This window comes from Vibrio lamellibrachiae (assembly GCF_050337265.1).
Lineage (GTDB): Bacteria > Pseudomonadota > Gammaproteobacteria > Enterobacterales > Vibrionaceae > Vibrio > Vibrio kyushuensis.
This window is the reverse complement of record NZ_JAKJSU010000007.1, coordinates 268,557-285,991: the sequence shown is the minus strand read 5'-3', so window position 1 is coordinate 285,991 and position 17,435 is coordinate 268,557. Positions and strand designations below refer to the sequence as shown.

General features: G+C 41.3%; 15 protein-coding genes. 7 read left to right on the top strand and 8 right to left on the bottom strand.

From position 1 onward, the window contains the following. Positions 1-71: 71 nt before the first annotated feature. Both L4C54_RS12575 and L4C54_RS12570 read right to left on the bottom strand, forming a co-directional pair. Positions 72-1,376: an inosine/guanosine kinase gene (locus tag L4C54_RS12575; RefSeq protein ID WP_428808462.1), complete on the bottom strand. Its 1,305-nt coding sequence runs from the start codon at positions 1,374-1,376 to the stop codon at positions 72-74. A gap of 203 nt (positions 1,377-1,579) precedes the next feature. Beyond that, positions 1,580-2,050, bottom strand: coding sequence for a CreA family protein (locus L4C54_RS12570; protein WP_428808461.1), 471 nt, complete (start codon positions 2,048-2,050; stop codon positions 1,580-1,582). 202 nt (positions 2,051-2,252) lie between these two features. Here L4C54_RS12570 and L4C54_RS12565 point away from each other — a divergent pair, with 202 nt between their 5' ends. The 4 genes from L4C54_RS12565 (at position 2,253) to L4C54_RS12550 (ending at position 5,005) form a co-directional block, all read left to right on the top strand. Next, complete coding sequence (locus L4C54_RS12565; protein WP_428808460.1) at positions 2,253-2,774, top strand: flavodoxin; 522 nt, start codon at positions 2,253-2,255, stop codon at positions 2,772-2,774. Between the two features lie 139 nt (positions 2,775-2,913). Beyond that, the gene (locus L4C54_RS12560; RefSeq protein WP_428800455.1) at positions 2,914-3,579 is read left to right on the top strand and encodes an HAD-IA family hydrolase; all 666 of its coding nucleotides are present in this window, start codon (positions 2,914-2,916) and stop codon (positions 3,577-3,579) included. A gap of 337 nt (positions 3,580-3,916) precedes the next feature. Beyond that, positions 3,917-4,237 carry a divalent-cation tolerance protein CutA gene (gene cutA / locus L4C54_RS12555; protein ID WP_428800454.1) on the top strand — a complete coding sequence of 107 codons (321 nt, stop codon included), beginning with the start codon at positions 3,917-3,919 and terminating at the stop codon, positions 4,235-4,237. A gap of 150 nt (positions 4,238-4,387) precedes the next feature. Then, positions 4,388-5,005 (top strand): DNA-J related domain-containing protein, encoded by a 618-nt coding sequence (locus tag L4C54_RS12550; protein ID WP_428800453.1) that lies wholly within the window; start codon positions 4,388-4,390, stop codon positions 5,003-5,005. 82 nt (positions 5,006-5,087) lie between these two features. Here the strand turns inward: L4C54_RS12550 and L4C54_RS12545 are convergent, their stop codons facing one another. From L4C54_RS12545 to tesA, 4 genes are all read right to left on the bottom strand, one after another. Then, entirely contained in the window at positions 5,088-6,743 is a 1,656-nt protein-coding gene (locus L4C54_RS12545; protein WP_428808579.1) for a P-loop domain-containing protein, read from the bottom strand. Positions 6,744-6,821: 78 nt separating this feature from the next. Then, the gene (locus L4C54_RS12540) at positions 6,822-8,738 is read right to left on the bottom strand and encodes a bifunctional diguanylate cyclase/phosphodiesterase (protein WP_428808459.1); all 1,917 of its coding nucleotides are present in this window, start codon (positions 8,736-8,738) and stop codon (positions 6,822-6,824) included. A 188-nt stretch (positions 8,739-8,926) separates the two neighbouring features. Next, on the bottom strand, positions 8,927-10,126 hold the full coding sequence (gene fabV, locus L4C54_RS12535) for an enoyl-ACP reductase FabV (RefSeq protein WP_428808458.1): 1,200 nt from the start codon (positions 10,124-10,126) through the stop codon (positions 8,927-8,929). A gap of 78 nt (positions 10,127-10,204) precedes the next feature. Beyond that, entirely contained in the window at positions 10,205-10,822 is a 618-nt protein-coding gene (gene tesA / locus L4C54_RS12530; protein ID WP_428808457.1) for a multifunctional acyl-CoA thioesterase I/protease I/lysophospholipase L1, read from the bottom strand. On the opposite strand from tesA, the gene L4C54_RS12525 reads away from it, so the two are divergent. The 3 genes from L4C54_RS12525 to L4C54_RS12515 all read left to right on the top strand — a co-directional run bounded on the left by L4C54_RS12525 (position 10,821) and on the right by L4C54_RS12515 (position 15,697). Then, positions 10,821-11,513 carry an ABC transporter ATP-binding protein gene (locus L4C54_RS12525; RefSeq protein WP_428808456.1) on the top strand — a complete coding sequence of 231 codons (693 nt, stop codon included), beginning with the start codon at positions 10,821-10,823 and terminating at the stop codon, positions 11,511-11,513. The two genes, tesA and L4C54_RS12525, sit on opposite strands and share 2 nt — an antisense overlap. 8 nt (positions 11,514-11,521) lie before the next feature. Beyond that, positions 11,522-13,963, top strand: a complete 2,442-nt coding sequence (locus L4C54_RS12520; protein ID WP_428808578.1) for an ABC transporter permease — start codon at positions 11,522-11,524, stop codon at positions 13,961-13,963. A 294-nt stretch (positions 13,964-14,257) separates the two neighbouring features. Next, a complete protein-coding gene (locus tag L4C54_RS12515) occupies positions 14,258-15,697 on the top strand; it encodes an FAD-dependent oxidoreductase (RefSeq protein ID WP_428808455.1) in 1,440 nt (479 codons plus the stop codon). 73 nt (positions 15,698-15,770) lie between these two features. On the opposite strand, the gene L4C54_RS12510 is transcribed toward L4C54_RS12515, so the two are convergent. Beyond that, on the bottom strand, positions 15,771-16,709 hold the full coding sequence (locus L4C54_RS12510) for a 5-oxoprolinase subunit C family protein (RefSeq protein WP_428808454.1): 939 nt from the start codon (positions 16,707-16,709) through the stop codon (positions 15,771-15,773). Next, entirely contained in the window at positions 16,706-17,410 is a 705-nt protein-coding gene (locus L4C54_RS12505) for a 5-oxoprolinase subunit B family protein (protein WP_428808453.1), read from the bottom strand. Before L4C54_RS12505 ends, L4C54_RS12510 begins: the two co-directional genes overlap by 4 nt. Positions 17,411-17,435 lie beyond the last annotated feature (25 nt).

Below are 17,435 nucleotides of genomic sequence, written 5' to 3'. Positions count from 1 at the left end.
CTAGGCTGAGCAAGTATAACGCGTTGAGAAAATAGAACAAAAAGGCAAGTTAGAACAGAAATGAAACGAGATTAACGATCCCAGTATGTTTCTTCTAAGCTATCTTCTCGTTCTGGTAGCGCACGTGAAAGGCGAGGTGAATGCTGAGTTAATACTTCATAGCTCACTCGGTTTGCGTACTTACAAATCTGAGACAATGAAGAGTAAGTTAGGTAAGGGTGGTCATGTTTTGCTGAGTTAGGCACGTTTGATTCGTGATAACTGTTTGCAGCCATGTCATGCAGCAAAGCTGAAAGCGCACCATCACCCGCACCATTAGTGTTCTTTATCTCTAATGGGCCACCTAAATACGGACCAATATGAGAATAGATTTTAACTGGGTTAGAGCAATTTGATTTACGCATTGAACGGCTAAATTCAAATTCGTTAAACTCAGGAATATTACCCGGTAGTAGGGGTAATTCAGTTAAACGTTTTGCTGAATCATCCACGTAGCCTGCCATGTAAAGGCCAACAGGGCCTGCGGTACATAGTACTAGGTCAACCCACTCTAAGGCCTTGTCAGCGGCAATAAGAGGGTCTTTCTCTCCAGTTAGAGCTTCGCCTTCTTCTTCATTCATCGCAATGATGGTGATGTTCTCTTTGATGTACTCTTGCCACCACTTTTCTGCGCCTTCAATAACATACTTCGTACCAAGCGTTAACACGACCGGAATGTTTTTTGATTTTGCTATTTCAATTGAACGCGCAACAGCTTGAGGCATTGGATCTTCGGGTTTACCACGCATGAGGTATGAAGAGACAATCAATGCTGAAGCTTTATCAAACACATCTTCAGGAACGCTGTCTGGTCGTAGCTTATTCATGTGTCCTTCGTTAATGGCGAAGGTTCGTTCACCATCTTCTGTGATCAAGGTGTAGCAACGGCCGATTGGGCCATCAACCATTTGCAGGTGGTTTAGGTTCATGCGAGAAGAGGTACGACAAAGGTAGCGGTACGCATAAGATCCAACTTCGATGTTTTTCGACATAACACCTAGCAGAACAGATTTACTGTCAGCTAATACAGAATAGTTATGTAGAGTATTACCAATCGTGTCACCAGGATACTGATGAGTAATCAGACCTTTTTCGACTAACTCAAGGTAAAGAGCATCGGCTTTACTCTCTTCTAAGACTAATGAATGTCCTTTACTAAGTTCGTATCTTTCTAAAAATTCGTTATCAACTCTTGCTTCAATATCAACAATTGTTTGGCCAACACCGACAATGATTGGGCGGTGCAACTTAGGTGTTTGTTGAATTTGATTGACCAAAGGATCACGAGCATGTGTTGGGAAATAATGCTTAGATTTACGCTGTCCGGGAAATTTCATGAGAAAAGAGTAGTTGGGGATTTTATTGAATTATATCACATAATGACAGTTTCGTTACATTCAATTACAAGAGATATGAGAGGCAGTCAAGGTTACTGTCTGCCTCTATTTGACTATTTTATTAATCGATAGCGACTTTATAAGTGCTCTTTTGTTCAATCGGTACTTTTCATACTCGCTGTTTGAACATTAATAAATGGCTTCTATGGCGTAGGTTGTGTTTCAACGTAAGCTTTTGTTCCCCACAATGGCACTGTTGATAGGCTGTGCTTGAAGCTGCCATCGGTCTCTTTGGTCGTATAAGACAAGTAGAGTAGGGTTTGGTTTTCGGCATCATAGATACGTCTAACCTTCATCGTTTTAAAGAAGATGCTTTTCGACTTCTTAAAGACAACTTCACCTGATTTTGATTTATCGATAGCGGCGATCATCTCTGGTGTAATTTCGCCAGTTTGGCGACACGAGATAGAGCTATCACTAGGATCAGATAAACTTAGATTTGCTTCGATAGAAGCGATATGACAAGTCACCCCCGAAATTTTATCATCATCCAAATTTGATATTTTGATATCTTTAAGCGTAAACATACCTAAGCTGACATCGCCAACCTCACTACTGTCGCAGCCTGTCATCGCTATTGCTAACGTTGTAACGAGTGCAATTTTTTTTATCATCCGTGTTTGCTCATATAATTTAGACGGAAAACTAGTGTATAAGACTCAAGCTATAAACGTAAACCTGTTTAATCATATATTGGGACAAATTAATAGTTAGAAAAATTAGCCATTTACCTCATTAGTTAATTTAAATAATAACGCTTGTGGAGGATGATGAGTGTCGTTATCCTCAACACACTCCTTAGTATGGAAAACAATCATGTCTATAAGCTCTTTACCGATCGTTAAAATGAAGAACCAATGGTTATTTGATCATGTGGATGTCAAATACCCAACCAAAGAGAGCTTAGTCGGCAAAGCTTTGTACGAGCATTCGAACAGTCAATCAACTTATGAGGTTTGGCAAAGCAGCGATGAAGAAATTGAGGTGATTTTTAAGCCTGAGGATGTTTACCTTGTTGATTTTCATCGACTAACGGTAATGTTTTCACTATTACAAGCTTCGCAGTGGAAAGATGAAAAGCAGAAAGCTGATGTGTTAGAGTTCTTTACTCAAATTATTTTATCTCCCCCATGTGATTTATATATTGCTTTTCTCGATGGTGAGCCTACAGCAGCAGCCATTGTAACAAAATCAGAAGAGGCAATACTGGTATCCGATATTGTTTGCCAGATAGTTGTTGATAGTGAAAAAACGAAACGAGTGTTTACTTCACAGCTTATAGACCTTGTTTCCGACCAAAAAATTAAGAATCAAGTTGTATATATTGAGTTAAAGTAAAGTAACCTATCTGAAAAGAGTGACTGAGCCGTACTTTTACATTATTGGCCTGAATGACAGTGCCGTTGTGTTATATAGATCCTTGTTTGCCTGAAGACTTTTACTATGATGAGATGAATCTGGTAAATAAGGGTAACTTATGGCTCAAGATATTAAATGCGTTATTTTTGATTGTGATGGCACTTTGATAGACAGTGAACGATTGTGTTGCCAAGCATTGGTGAACGTCTTTGCTAGATTCAATATTAACTTTCCGTTGCAAGATGCACTGAAACATTTCGAAGGTGGAAAGCTCGCTGACATCCTATTAGCAGCATGCAATCACGTAGGTGTGTCTATTTCACTTGACGCATTAGAGCCTTTATATCGAACTGAACTTAAACTTTTGTTCGAGCACGATCTAAAACCAATGAGCGGAGCTAAAGAATTACTTAACTATTTGAGTGATAATAGTATTGAGTATTGTGTCGTATCAAATGGGCCGCGAGAAAAAATCCAATACTCGTTAGAGTTAACGGACTTGTTACCTTATTTCAAAGGAAAGATGTTTTCTGCCTTTGATGCCAATAGCTGGAAACCTGATCCTGATTTAATTTGTTATGCTGCGATGAACATGGGGTATTCCCTTTCTGAGTGTATCTATGTCGATGATACGAAAAAAGGAATTGAAGCTGGGATAAATGCCGGCGTTAAAACGTTCCTACTTAGTGATACTAAATATCATACTTCCCAAATAGAAACGTTTTCAGAGCTTTCTCTTATTCAATCTTGGCTTAATGAACAGCACAGCTTGCAGAATGTATAAGTTTGTTCTTTAGAGAAGAGCAGGGTGACATGATTGCAGACTGGATGTGAGAAACGTGTTGCAAGTGAATGCCGCATTGGGCACAAATGAGAGTGTCATTATCCTCTGAGATTAGAAAGTCATCGCTGGCACATAGTGGGCAGCTCGTAGGGTCATCTATTATATTATTATTTTTTTTCATATAGTGGTCTCGGCAGCTTTGCAGCACCTTGAGCAAGGTGCATGCAAACATCTTAGCCTACATCTCAGTTTGTTAAATATCTTCGCTAGCTTTCATGCTTATTTTGAGAAGCAATTCATAGATTTGTTACTACTTGTTAAAAAATGTGGAGTAAGTATGGATATAGTTAACTGTATGGTGTTAACCACAACACCCAACCTAGAGAGTGCAAATTCAATTATTCAGCAGCTATTTTCGTCTCAACTGGCTGCGTGTATTCAGACAATGCCGATACAGAGTCACTACCTTTGGGATGGTGAGCTTTGTTCTAGTGAGGAAGTACTACTTATTATAAAAACGCGAAAATCGTGTTATTCACGCTTAGAGAATGAAATTTCGCGATTACATGAGTATGACGTGCCTCAGATTGTACAAGTCCCATTTACCGATGGACTCAACCCATATTTAGAGTGGATCAATAATAGTGTGGACGGCTGATTCGAAGAGTTGCAAATAGTTGTGTGGCTGCTGTACTAATCAAATATTTGCCGCAGGGCTCATATCATGAAAAGTAAAGTTGGCGAATAACTCGACAAATTAACGTTAGTGTTTTTCAATTAAAGAAAGCCCCTTACACCTGTTTTTAATATGACTGTACAACATGACATTGCTGCATGCTTTCAAAGTTACATGGAAAATCCACTGGTGTGGCCGATCCTAGAAGTCTTGAAAAAAAAACCATCAGGATGGAAAGTACATACTTTGGCGTCGCATATTACTGATCTTGGATTTGTTCCAGTACTTGATGAGCAACCAGAGAAAGACTTATTTAAAAAGAACTTTCTGATTATGAATGCGTTGTACCAATTGCAAGAAACCCTATACCCCGATAGCTGGCTACAAGTAAAGGCAATGGATATTGCTTTGCTCTCTGGAACGGTAGCATCACATTGCTCGATAGACTTAGATGATCCACTTCGAGACTATTATATGCAGTGGATTAATTACGAAGCTAACGAGGGGGAAGTGAAACGCTTACTCAATGAGTTTTGGACACGTTATAGAGAGTTTGTGGGTAGTACGAATGGTAAAGATATGGATAGAGCGAAAGCACTATCGTTGTTTAAGCTAGAACCGGATGCAACGTCAGCTCAAATTCGAAAAACTTGGCGCAAGCTCGCACTTAAGTGGCACCCGGATAGAGACAATGGCAATGCTGATAAGTTTAGAGTGCTGTGTGAAGCTTGGCATATCCTTAGGCACTAGATAGCTTTCCTTCTATGGTTAACTTATTAAATGCAAACAAAAAAGATGGCGGAAGGCCATCTTTTTTGATGTTTAATAGAAGCTAGTTGCTCGCTTTAAACTGTGATTTTCTCATGCGGTTAAGTGCCGACATAACATCTAAAACACGAGGTTTAGCAAGATCACCATTATTTGGCATGTTCACATGCCAATCGTCACCAAGTTGTTCAGCGAATGTTTTCGCGGGGTTTTGACACCATCCAGGAGTTTGAGCAAATTGGAACCACGCCCAGCCGATAGCATTGATTTCGGAGCTAGACTCAAGCTGCTCTAACGCTGTTAGATCCGTAAATTCTTTACCAAAACGAAGAGACTCTTTGCCTTTAGCTGAAACACGGAACTTTCCTTCGGCTAGAAGTGTTTGCAGTGCAGTGCAGTGAATTGCGCGTGGCTTGAAAGTTTCAAGTGGAGACTCACACTCATTCGTTCTTTCCGATGGGTGCTGCAAGATAACTTGCTTGGCTTTTTCAGTCACATCAACGGGTTGGTAATCATGCATTTGAATAACTGTATCAGCAACATCTAAGTAATCACCTGAACCGCCCATGACAACAATTGTTGAGATCTCTAATGAATCTCGCAGTTGTCCAATTCGGTCCACAAGTGGAGTAATGGGCTCTTGTCCCTTAGATACTAGAGCCTGCATACGTTCATCACGGATCATGAAATTGGTTGCCGAGGTATCTTCATCAATTAGGATAGAACGAGCCCCCGCTTCGATAGACTCTTGTAACCAAGCTGCTTGAGAGGTTGAACCTGAGGCATCTTGCGTTGTGAAATCAGCTGTATCTTTACCCATAGGTAAATGGTTAATGTAGTTTGATAAGTTCAAATGATGCACACAACGTCCATCTTCAGCACGAATCTTCATTGCATCAGTGTCAGTAACAATCCCTTCACGACCGTCGCCAGGAATGTGGTTGTAAATTGAACGTTCAATGGCATTAAGCAGTGTAGATTTACCATGGAAGCCACCGCCAACAACAAGTGTGATGCCTTTTGGAATACCCATTCCGGTTACTTTACCTTGGTGTGGAGTATCCAGTGTGACTTGTAATGACTCTGGCGCTGTAAATGCAACCGCATCTTTCATTGGGAAATCACAGTTACCGGCAATACGTGGAAGAACGCTACCATTAGCGATAAATGCGGTTAAATTGTTTTCTGCTAGCTGAGCACGCATTGCTGCTTGGTCTTCAATCACCTGACAGTGATTAATAAGAGCGTCTTTATTCAATTCACGCTCAAGCGTACATTTACGAATAAACTTTGGCAGGTAGAAAGTAATGATGTTCAGAGCTTTCTTTGCCAGAATGTTTCGGCTGTCTGCAGGTAAGTTAATGCGAAAACGCAGCTCGATACCTTCATCAGTAAATAGTACTGAAGTGCTATCAAGTACCGTTTGGCCAGAATGAGCAATGCTTATGTTGTTATCTTGTTTCGCAAACTCGGCAAAACTACGTGCAATAAAATCACGTGCCGCCACTTGGTAGTCATAAGATTGTTCTTTTAACCAATCTAGACCGGTGAGTGACCATGCTCGAGTCGCACGAAAACGAGAAGCAGAGGCGTATGGGTCAGCTTGGATATGGTCAATGTGTAGTACAAAATCACCGAAATCATATTGCCCTTTGATTTGCTGGTAGGCACGGTAATTTTGTTTTTCTAGTTTCTTAAGGACAGCGGTTAGTTGGTCCATATCCATTTTGCTCACGTAAAAATATTAAGGCGGCGATTATAGAAACCACCGCCCATAGAGTAAAGACAATTCAACACTTTAATGAGGCATTGCTAATTGGTCGCCACTTGAGAGATTTTGATTGATTAATCCGACCTCAAATTCATCGCAGGGCATGGGCTTCGCGTACAAATAACCTTGTCCATATTCGCAACCTTCACCGATGATAAAAGCTTCTTGACTCAATGTTTCGATTCCTTCAGTGGTGACCTTCAAATTTAGCTTTTTCGCTACGTTAATAATTGAACGAACGATAGCTCTGTCTTCTTCACTGCTTTCAAGCTGTTGAATAAAGCTCTTATCAATCTTAATACAGTCGAATGGGTATTTTTTAAGATATTGAAACGAAGCATATCCAGTACCAAAATCATCCAGTGACAGGGTTACACCAATATCGTGCAATGCCATTAATGTATTACTAGCAACGGCTTCATCACCAATCAAACCACTCTCAGTTACTTCAAGTTCCAAATAGTGCGCTGGTAACTGATAAGCTTCGAGAAGATCTTTTACCTGATTAGCAAAATTGACATTTTTAAGCTGAATCGCTGAGATATTAATCGCTACTTTAAAGTCAGAGACATGCTGTGCCCATTGAGCCGCCTTTTCTACCGCTGAACGTAATACAAAGTTACCGACTTCAAATATCAACCCGTTTTGCTCTGCTATGTGGATGAGACGCTCGTTCGAGATATCGCCTAAAATAGGGTGTCGCCACCTTAATAGCGCTTCAGCGCCTGTCCAACGCCGTGTAACGGGTGAAACCTTAGGTTGAAAGTAAAGTAATAGATCGTCACTTCTTACCGCTTGCAGCAAATAACTTTCAAGCTGGTTCATGTGGCTGTGATTTTCTGAAAATGTTTGCGAATAAAAACTAAATTTGTGGCCAGAGTCTTTACAAGAAAGCATTGCTTCTGCAGCGTATTTGATAAGCTCTGAACTGTCAGTCGTATCTTCCGACGTCGCTATACCGATATAAGCATGAAGGTGAATACTCTCTTGCTCAATCATAAATTCAGAATGTCCCACCTCAACAAGAGTGTGGCAAAGTGCTTCTACTTGGCCTTTCAGTTGAGATGACTTAACAATGAGCACAAGATCAGTCGAGGTAGGTCGAGCGGTAATAACATCAAGATTTTGGATACACGTATTAAGTCGGTAGCGATAATGAGTCAAAATACGATCCCACTCATGGTAACCATATTTAGATTGCAGTCGTCGCCCATTCGTAAAACCGATATGTACCAGTGCAATGTCGTGTTGGCTTTCACCGGTTAAGTCGAGTTGATATGACAACTCTTTTTCTAAGGCGTTGCGATTTAAGAACCCAGTGCCTATATCATGCAGTTTTTGATACTGAACCTGTTCTTCTGCTGCTCGTCTTTTATCGATTTCTTTATTGAGTGAGTAATTTAGACTTGCGAGATCTTTGGTGCGATTGTTCACTCGGTTTTGCAGTTCATGATTTAATATGTAAAGTTTTTCATTTTGATAAAGAGTCATCAATTGGGACTCAATTGAAACTCGAAAGCTATCGAGTAAGCTGCGATACTTAGGGCTGTAGGAGTTCTCTTTCTCGTCAAGAATGCAAATGGTGCCAAAAGGTTCACCATTAGGCCAATTAAGCGGCAAGCCACAATAAGAAATCATCCCCAACTTAATATCAGGATTTTGACACCAGCTTGATTCAAGCATGGCGTTAGGGACTAATAATTCTACACCTTGATTGATCACTGTTTCACAGTATAAACCTTGGCCGAGTTTCTCACTGTCACCAACATTGTATGGGTTAGAGAAGTTGTTATTTGAGCTGCAAACTTCAATAGTCGATTCTTTTACTCGCATGATTAAAGCTGAAGGGACCGAAACGATCTCAGCAAGTAAGTTCAATGTATTTTGCCACCCCGACAACATAGATGATGGGATAGCTAATTGTTGAGCATCGATTTTTGACATATCTATTGCTCCTTGTTCCTTTAAGTCTGATAAAGCATCCATTGCTTCTAGACTGTTAATTTGGTTGCTCAATGTTATTCAACTTCTTAATTATAAGAACGCTTTGGTAATGTAACAAAAAAAAGCCCCATAAATAGTAAGGGGCCGTGTTCATTAATTAAAGTATCAAATGTGAGACTTCATATATTTTAGTTACTTGGAGTTACAAACTTATCAATATCAACTGGGCTGTCATAGTCAATTGTCTCATAATTGAAACCGTTGAGATTTAAAAATTCAGACTTAAACCCTTGGTAGTCGGCTATTTCTTTGAAATTGTCTTCTGTCATTTCACTTAATATTTTAGAAACTTCCGTCTGAACGCTAGGTTTTAACTCCAAATCGTCGATCCTCAATAGGCGCTCACCATCCAATGGGATGTGATTCTCAGAATAAAGATTGTCACGATACAGTCTTTGCATCTGTTGGATACAACCTTCATGTAAGCCTTTCTGTTTCATTACCTTATATAGCGCTATCATGTATGGCGTTAAGCCGGGGATAAATACACTGGCTTTAGTGACAAGCGCCTTACAAACGGTGGCGTATGCTCCTCCTGAGTAATTTGCGAGCTTTAAGTTCAAAGAGTGACTCGTTTGGTGCAAATCAATTTTTGCTCGCCCTAAGGTTCCATCAAGATAGAGTGGGTGGGTGACCTCTGGACCAACATAGGAGAAAGCGATAGTTTGACACCCTTGCGCCACAGATTCAGAATTGATTAGTGTATCTATCCAGCTTTCCCAATCTTCACCACCCATTACTTTAATGGTGGCTTGCTCTTCTTCTTCATTGGCTGACTCTAAGATAACATTAGACCAAGTATCGTCTTCGAGGCTTATCAAGTTACTTTCTATACTTTGCCCAATAGGTTTAATGGCTGAGCGCCATAATTCACCCGTTTCTGGATTTGGTCTTGCACCAGTGGCCAGGCTGTAAATAATTAAATCGACTTCACCTTCAAAGTAGGTTTCGATGGCTTCGATGGCTTTAATGCGAGTCTCGGAAGAAAAAGCATCCCCGTCAATATTAATTGCAAGGCGGCCTGCTATGTCTGCTTGTTGTTTAAAATAGTAATTATTGTACCAACCAGCGCTCGCGCCTCCCTTAGCTTTTGGGTCTCTCTCTAATGAAATACCGATGGTATCAGCTTCACAGCCACCAAATGAAAGGGCAATTCGAGATGCAAGGCCAAATCCGGAGGAAGCTCCGATTATAAGTACACGTTTTGGGCCGTCTGTTATGGGTTTAGCTGCTTTAACAAATTCAATTTGGTCAAGCACAGCTTGTTCACAGCCATGAGGATGAGCAGAGCGAGCAACCATGCCTTGGATGATGGGTTTTATGATCATTTTTGGACCTTCTTACAACAAACTGATCTTAAAAATACCCTAACCCTTTGTTTCTATCATTGAGCTAGACCATTAAAATTAAAGATGAACAGATAATTCTTGCGCAACAAAACTTGCGATCCAAGGTTGTGCAGCTGGTTTTGGGTGGAGCCCATCTTCCATCATCCATTCCGGCTTTATAACGACCTGTTCTAAAAAGAAAGGTATCAAAGCAATTTGCTCTTTCTGTGCAAGAGTTGGATATATCTGATAAAACGCGTCACTGTAACGTTTTCCATAGTTAGGAGGGATGCGTATTTGCATCAGAAAAGGGATCGCATTGGCTTCTTTTACTTGGTTTACTAGCTCTGTGAGAGAGCCGGAGATCAGGTTAGGGGAGAAACCTCGTAAACCATCATTTGCACCCAGCTCAATTAACACGTACTTTGGTTGGTGCTCTTTGATTAATAACGGTAAACGCGATAATCCGTTACCTATGGTATCGCCAGAGATACTACCGTTAATAACCTGAACGGTTTTGTTATGTTTTGCCAGTTCGTCACTTAAAAGTGAAGGCCAGGCCCGTTCTATTGGCATGTTATAGCCAGCGCTCAAGCTATCACCAAGTACCAGTAATGTGCTGCTGTTTGCCACGTTAGAAAACAAAAGTAAATTTGAAAATAAAAAAACAAGAACCAAGGAAAATAGTCGAATCATGCAACCATCCATTATCAGTGCAAAGTCAGTATCAAAGGTTATTTCAAATAACCGCGAGTCTCTAACTATCCTTAACGATATTGATATCGATGTCAAAGAGGGCGAGACCATCGCTATTGTCGGTACATCAGGCGCAGGGAAGTCGACGTTGATGACGCTCTTAGCTGGATTAGATACACCTTCTAATGGGAATATAGAGTTGTTAGGACGCACTATTTCAGATATGAATGACGATGATCGTGCTTCGTTAAGAGCTAATAAAATTGGATTTGTTTTCCAAAGCTTCTTATTAGTCCCAACACTTTCGGCACTCGAAAACGTTACTTTGCCGTGTTTATTAAATGGAGGGGTTGTTGATGAAACAAGAGCAAAAGAGTTACTTGAACAAGTAGGTCTTGGCAGTCGGATTGAGCATATACCCTCTCAATTATCTGGGGGAGAGCAGCAACGAGTGGCGTTAGCGCGTGCGTTTATGATTAACCCTAAAATTCTTTTTGCCGATGAACCGACAGGTAACTTAGATCAAAAGACAGCGGGTAAAGTTGTTGAATTACTCTTCGATTTAAATAAGCAACACGGAACGACATTAGTGTTGGTCACTCATGATTTAGCATTAGCGAAACAGTGCGACAGAACCATCCATCTACAGACTGGCTCTGTCGAGAAAGAAACATCAGGTGAAGTAGAATGACAGCTTCTTTGAATCGAACAACGCCAATTTCTAATAATGCTTGGTTATTGAGTTGGAGCGTTAAAGAGATTAGGCAGGGCCAACTTTGGCCTATAATGTTGTCACTCTCTTTGATCATTGCTTGCGTGTTTGCATTATCAGCACTTGCTGAACGCATTGAACAAGTTGTGGTAAAGCAAGGGAAAGAGGCATTAACAGCAGATTTAGTTTTTCAATCCTCGAACCCTATTCCTGAGTCATTGGAAGCCGCCATTAGTGAGACTCCGGTTGAGGTTGGTCGTGTCACAAGCTTTGCGACTATGGCATTTAGCGACACCGAAATGCAACTAGTCTCGGTTAAGGCAATGGAAAGCAGCTATCCGCTACGCGGGACAATGCGATTATCGGCTAAAAATGAAGAGAAAAACCATGTCGAAGAAAGCCAGTTATGGCTTGATAAAAGGTTGTTCGCTCAGCTCAATGTTGAGATTGGCGATACATTGGCAATTGGTGATGCTGACTTTATCGTAACGGGCACCATCGCTGAAGAACCTGGCCTCTCTTTTAATCCATTCCAGCAGATGCCAACAGTTTTGATTCACTACTCAGATATCAATAAAACGGGAGCAATTCAGCTAGGCAGTCGAGTTCGATATCAATTGTATATCAACGGTGAATCTACACCCCTTGAACTGCTGAAAGAACAAGTGGAACTGACGGCAAGTGAACGTTGGAAGGACACCAATACTGCAAGCCGAACAAGTGACGTATTCAACAATACTACCCAGTACTTGTCGCTTAGTGTCGCTATCGTGATATTGATGGCAGCAGCTACGTTAGTTCTAACCTGTCAGAACTACGTAGCATCAAGAAGAACTACGATTGCAATGCTTAAAAGCTTAGGCGCAACAAAGCACTGGCTGACTCGTTGGCTATTACTTCAAATGGGCATCTTGCTTTTGATTTCAACTGTGATTGGTTTTAGTTCTGGAGTGTTATTGGAGTATTTGTTAAGGCTACCGTTGGTAGATGTACTGCCGGAACAGTTACCCCCATATGGCCTATCACCTTATATACTTTCGCTGTTTACATGTGTACTGATTGCTATTCCTGCGCTTGGGATTCCACTACTGAACTTACTTGATATTGGTGCTGCGCAAGCGATGCAGCCAACCACTTCATTTGTAATGAAACGTCGATATTATGGGCTCATAGCTGTTCCAATTCTTCCACTACTTACCTACTACGCAACGAATACTCTAGTTTGGATGTTGTTTGCGGGGCTTGTCGGCATATTGTTGATTTTGGCTATTATCAGTCTTTTGGTTACAAAAGTGCTTGCTAAAATACCGCTGTCTCCGGCATATCAGTTGGCGCTTAATCGTATTCATCGAACGCCATTTATGACAGGTTTGCAATATAGTGCTCTAGGCTTGTCGTTAATGTTGATGGCTACCTTGTGGTTAGTAAGAACCGATCTACTGCAAGATTGGCAGCAAACGCTTCCTAGTAATGCTGCTAACGCATTTGCACTTAATATTTCAGAGCATGAGATCAAGCCCTACCTAACAGAACTTGATGACCATAGCATCGAACGTTCACAGGCTTTCCCTATAATCCGTGGGCGCTTAACTCAGATCAATGGAGTGGACGCAAAACTTAGTCAATCTGACGAAGAGAAAAGCGACGCACTTAGAAGAGAACTCAACTTTACTTGGGGGGAATCTTTACCAGATTACAACCCAATATTAGATGGAGCGTGGACGACAAATAATGGCGTATCTGTAGAGGGGCAAGTAGCGCGAGACTTGGGTATTGAGGTTGGTGATACACTGACATTTACTGTGAGCGCACAAGCAGTAGAAGCGACGGTCAACAGCATACGACATGTCGAGTGGCGAGAAATGAAACCAAACTTCTATTTCATTTTTACGCCAGATTTAATGTCTCAACATATGGCGAGTTATTTGGTTAGTTTTCGAGTAGAACCAGAAAATGAAGCGCTACTGTCGCGTTTATCTCGTCAGTATCCAACGGTTAGCTTGATGGATATTCGCGAGATGGGGAATAAAATTGAAAAATTGCTGCAACAGTTCGTATGGGCAATAACATTGCTAGCGGGATTAGGAGGGGTGGCTGGGTTGTTGCTCATCTTCACATTACTGCAGCTTAGCATTGCCCAGCGACAGCAAGAACTTCGTTTATATCGAACTTTGGGAGCGACACATAAGTTTATAAAACGAACAATATGGGCCGAATATGGGCTCATGGCATTGGTTGCTGGGGTTGTTGCTAGTTTAGGTGCAGAACTGGTGGTGGCCGCGATCTTGAAATTCGGCTTTGAACTTCCCATTTCTTGGCATAATTCACTATGGCTTGCTCTTCCTTTGATTGCTTTTTGCACACTTTTCGTAGTTGTGGGTAGTTTAGTTAAAACACTGTTAACCCCTATGAACAAAGAGATTAATTAGTATTTGCTTAAACGTTTTGAACAGTTATCCACAAAAACGGTGGATAAAGTTTTGGATAACTTAGCCTGTAGATAAGTGTGATCATAGCCGAGCCCTTTGAATACATGATCTGGGAGAATGTTGTTATTCACATGACTGTAAAAAATTGTATTTAGAATTAATGCGTCAAGCATTTTTTCGATTATTTTTAACATTTATATTTGGAAATTATGTTGATAACTACTTACAAATATCGGTTGATTAAGAGTTACAAGGTTCTAAAATACGCACAGAATAAAATTACTGATGTTTATCATGGAAAATGAAGTACAGAGCTTAAAACGCGTTAAGGTCGCCGTTATTGGTGGTGGAGTTTCCGGCTCTACTGCTGCGGTACATTTAAGTGAATTAGGTATTTCCGTAGCTCTAATTGAAAAGGGTGAAGGGCTTGTTAACGGCCCTCCTATTTGCCATTTACATGCTGGCGGTAACCTCTATAGAGAAATATCGGCGCAGCAGTGTCTAGAACTGCTAGAGCAATCGATAAATACAGTTCGACTTTTCCCGCATACAATCAACCGTCGACCAACGGTCATTGCAACTCCCCTGACTGATGAGGGTAATCCCAATGACATTTTACATCGCTTAGATATCATCAAAGATTGTTATGAAAAGCTGATCACGCGTGAGCCAAAAAATGAAGTGCTTGGAAAGCCAGAACACTATTTCAAATCCTACAGTAAATCTCAGTTAGTCAAACTTCGACAAAAACAGCAAGGTGAAAACCCAATCGATCTAGATGATTGGGTAATCCCATTCGCTCAACATACCAACCTCGATGCCTTGAAGTATCCGGTAATCGCGGTACAAGAGTATGGTTGGAGTGTGTTTCGTTTGGCCGCGAGTGCGAGTTTAATTCTTGAACAGGTTAAATCGTGTGAAGTGATGACCCAAACAACCTTAATTCGAGCGCAATTCGACGGCGGTAGTTGGCTATTGACCTATCAGGATTCAGAGCATGAGACAAAGCAAATACGCTGCGACTACTTAGTCAATGCTTGTGGTTATCAAACGGGTACCGTTGATGATAAAGCAGATTATCAGCGTAAACGTATGGTGGAGTTTAAGGCTGCGTATCTTACCAAGTGGCCTTCGTGTCAACAGCAGTGGCCTGAGGTTATTTTCCATGGCCCGAGAGGCACTTCGCAGGGCATGGCGCAATTAACGCCTTACGCCAATGGAGTTTTTCAGTTGCATGGTATGACTGAGGAAATTACGTTGTTCAAGGATGGTCTGGCATCTTCCACTTCGAACTCTGCACAGCCTAAATTGCCATGTCGATTAGTAGGCAAGATCAATACAGGTTGGCCTGACGATGTTATGGCGGAAAGAACTCTAAAAGCGGTCCATCATATGGAACAGTTTATACCCTCTTTTGGTTCTGCAGAAATGGCAGCTAAACCGTTATATGGCGCCCAGCAAATTCCAGGCACAGATTCAACATTGCGATCTACAGATGTAAGTTTTGAACCTCAAAACTATGCTCGAATTGAAGTGGTGAAAGGGTCTTCTGCGTTAGAAGCAGCAAGAAAACTCGTGACTAACTGGGGTTTGAAGGAAGATACAAAAGCAAGTGTTGAAGAACTACATCCTGTTTCGCTTTCGTTAAGCTATCAAGATGTTGAAACAAAAGCTAAGGAACTTGCAGCCGCACGTTCTTATCCAATAGAACTAGCAATGCTGACGGGTTCGTAGCAAGGCAGAAAAAAGACTTTCTACGTTATTTGGGCTTAAAGTGTAATTAGAAAGAAATCAATTCTAAATACAATCAATAGCCGAAAAATCGAGCCCACTGGCACCATACGTCTTGTAATCCCTTCAGATCACCTTTTACAAATTGAACGGCTTGCTCTGGTTTTGCTTGAGCAAGCCTAGGCAAATCAATTCGCGCAACACAACCAATCTTTGGGTAACCTCCAATTGTTTGGCGGTCGTTCAGTAAAATGATGGGCTCACCATTTGGGGGGACTTGGATTGCTCCCAATGCTATACCTTCACTCAATATATCACCCGCTGGGGGTGTTATTTTACCATCAGTCAATCGGTAGCCCATCCGGTTTATATGCTGGCTAACCGAAAAGGTTTGTTGATAAAAAGCAGTCATAGCGTCACTTGAGAACTGGCTGTGTTGATAGCTTTCAATGACCCTAAGTTTAAGTGGAAGGTTGTAATCTGGTGTGAAGCGGAAAGTGAGAGAGTTGGGTTTAAGTTGCTGTCGATGCGTACTAAAAGAGATCACATCGCCGTGTGTTATTGGTTTTCCATCTTCGTTTTGTCCCCCAAGGCGATCTCTCATGACAGTGGCACAACTTCCATGTTGCTGCTTAACATTAAAACCGCCTACAACTGCCAAATAAGACCTTAAGCCGTTCTTAGCAAAGCCAAATTTGAGTATTTGACCTTTCTGAGCATTGAAGGTAGACCAGTTTTTAACCTTAATACCATCGAGGGTTACCCCCAGCTCTCCTCCAGCAATGGATAGGGTGCAAGGTTTCAAAACCTCAAAGTCTGCTTGTCCAAGCGTTATTTCAATTGTTGCACAGTTAATAGGGTTAGCTAAAAGGTGATTTGCCCAGCTGTATGCGTATTCATCTATTGGGCCTCCTTGAGTTAAGCCTAGGTGGCTAAAACCATATCGACCAAAATCTTGAATAAGACTCAGTTGACCAGACTTGTGGATTTTCAGTCCTTGATGAAGTTGTTTCATAGTCGTTCCTTACAAGGAATCTTACCGCCAAGCGCGATAAATTTATCTTTAGAGATTGACGTAAACTGGACTGTAGCGCCAATAGAGAAAGGCGTCATTGGCTCTTTGTTAGGGTTGTACAACTCGTAAGGACAATTACCTATAATGTTCCAACCTCCGGGAGACTGATCTGGATAAACTGCGGTTTGATTGTTGGCAATCGCAATACTTCCTTGCGGGACTTCCAGTCTAGGGGAGGGGAGACGAGGCTTTTGCAAAGCAGGGTGAACGTCAGTCAAAAAAGCGAACCCTGCTGTGAAACCAATAGCCGAAACGGTATACACCTGTTGGGTATGAAAAGTGATGACGTCATCAAGTGTTAAGCCATCTTTAAAGTACATGTCCAAATCAGGACCCACAGACGGGTCGTAAAAGGCTGGGAGAAGGATTATGGGGTCTGATGATGTTTTTTGAAGACCAACTTGCTCTAAGGATTTTTCAAGCAAAGGGATGAATGCATCCATTGAGACGCGATGAGGAAGGTAGTCAACCAGAATAGTGCAGTAAGAAGGCGTAATATTCATCAACCAGTCAGGGAATGTGTCTGACAGAACTCGTGCACAAGAACCAATATACAGTGACAATTCATTTGATGGTTTTACATTAAATTTAATTAACAGTGAGCACTCAGCGATAGGCTCAATAGTGTAAGGAAAAGACATAACGTCCCCCTATAGAGTCGATGTG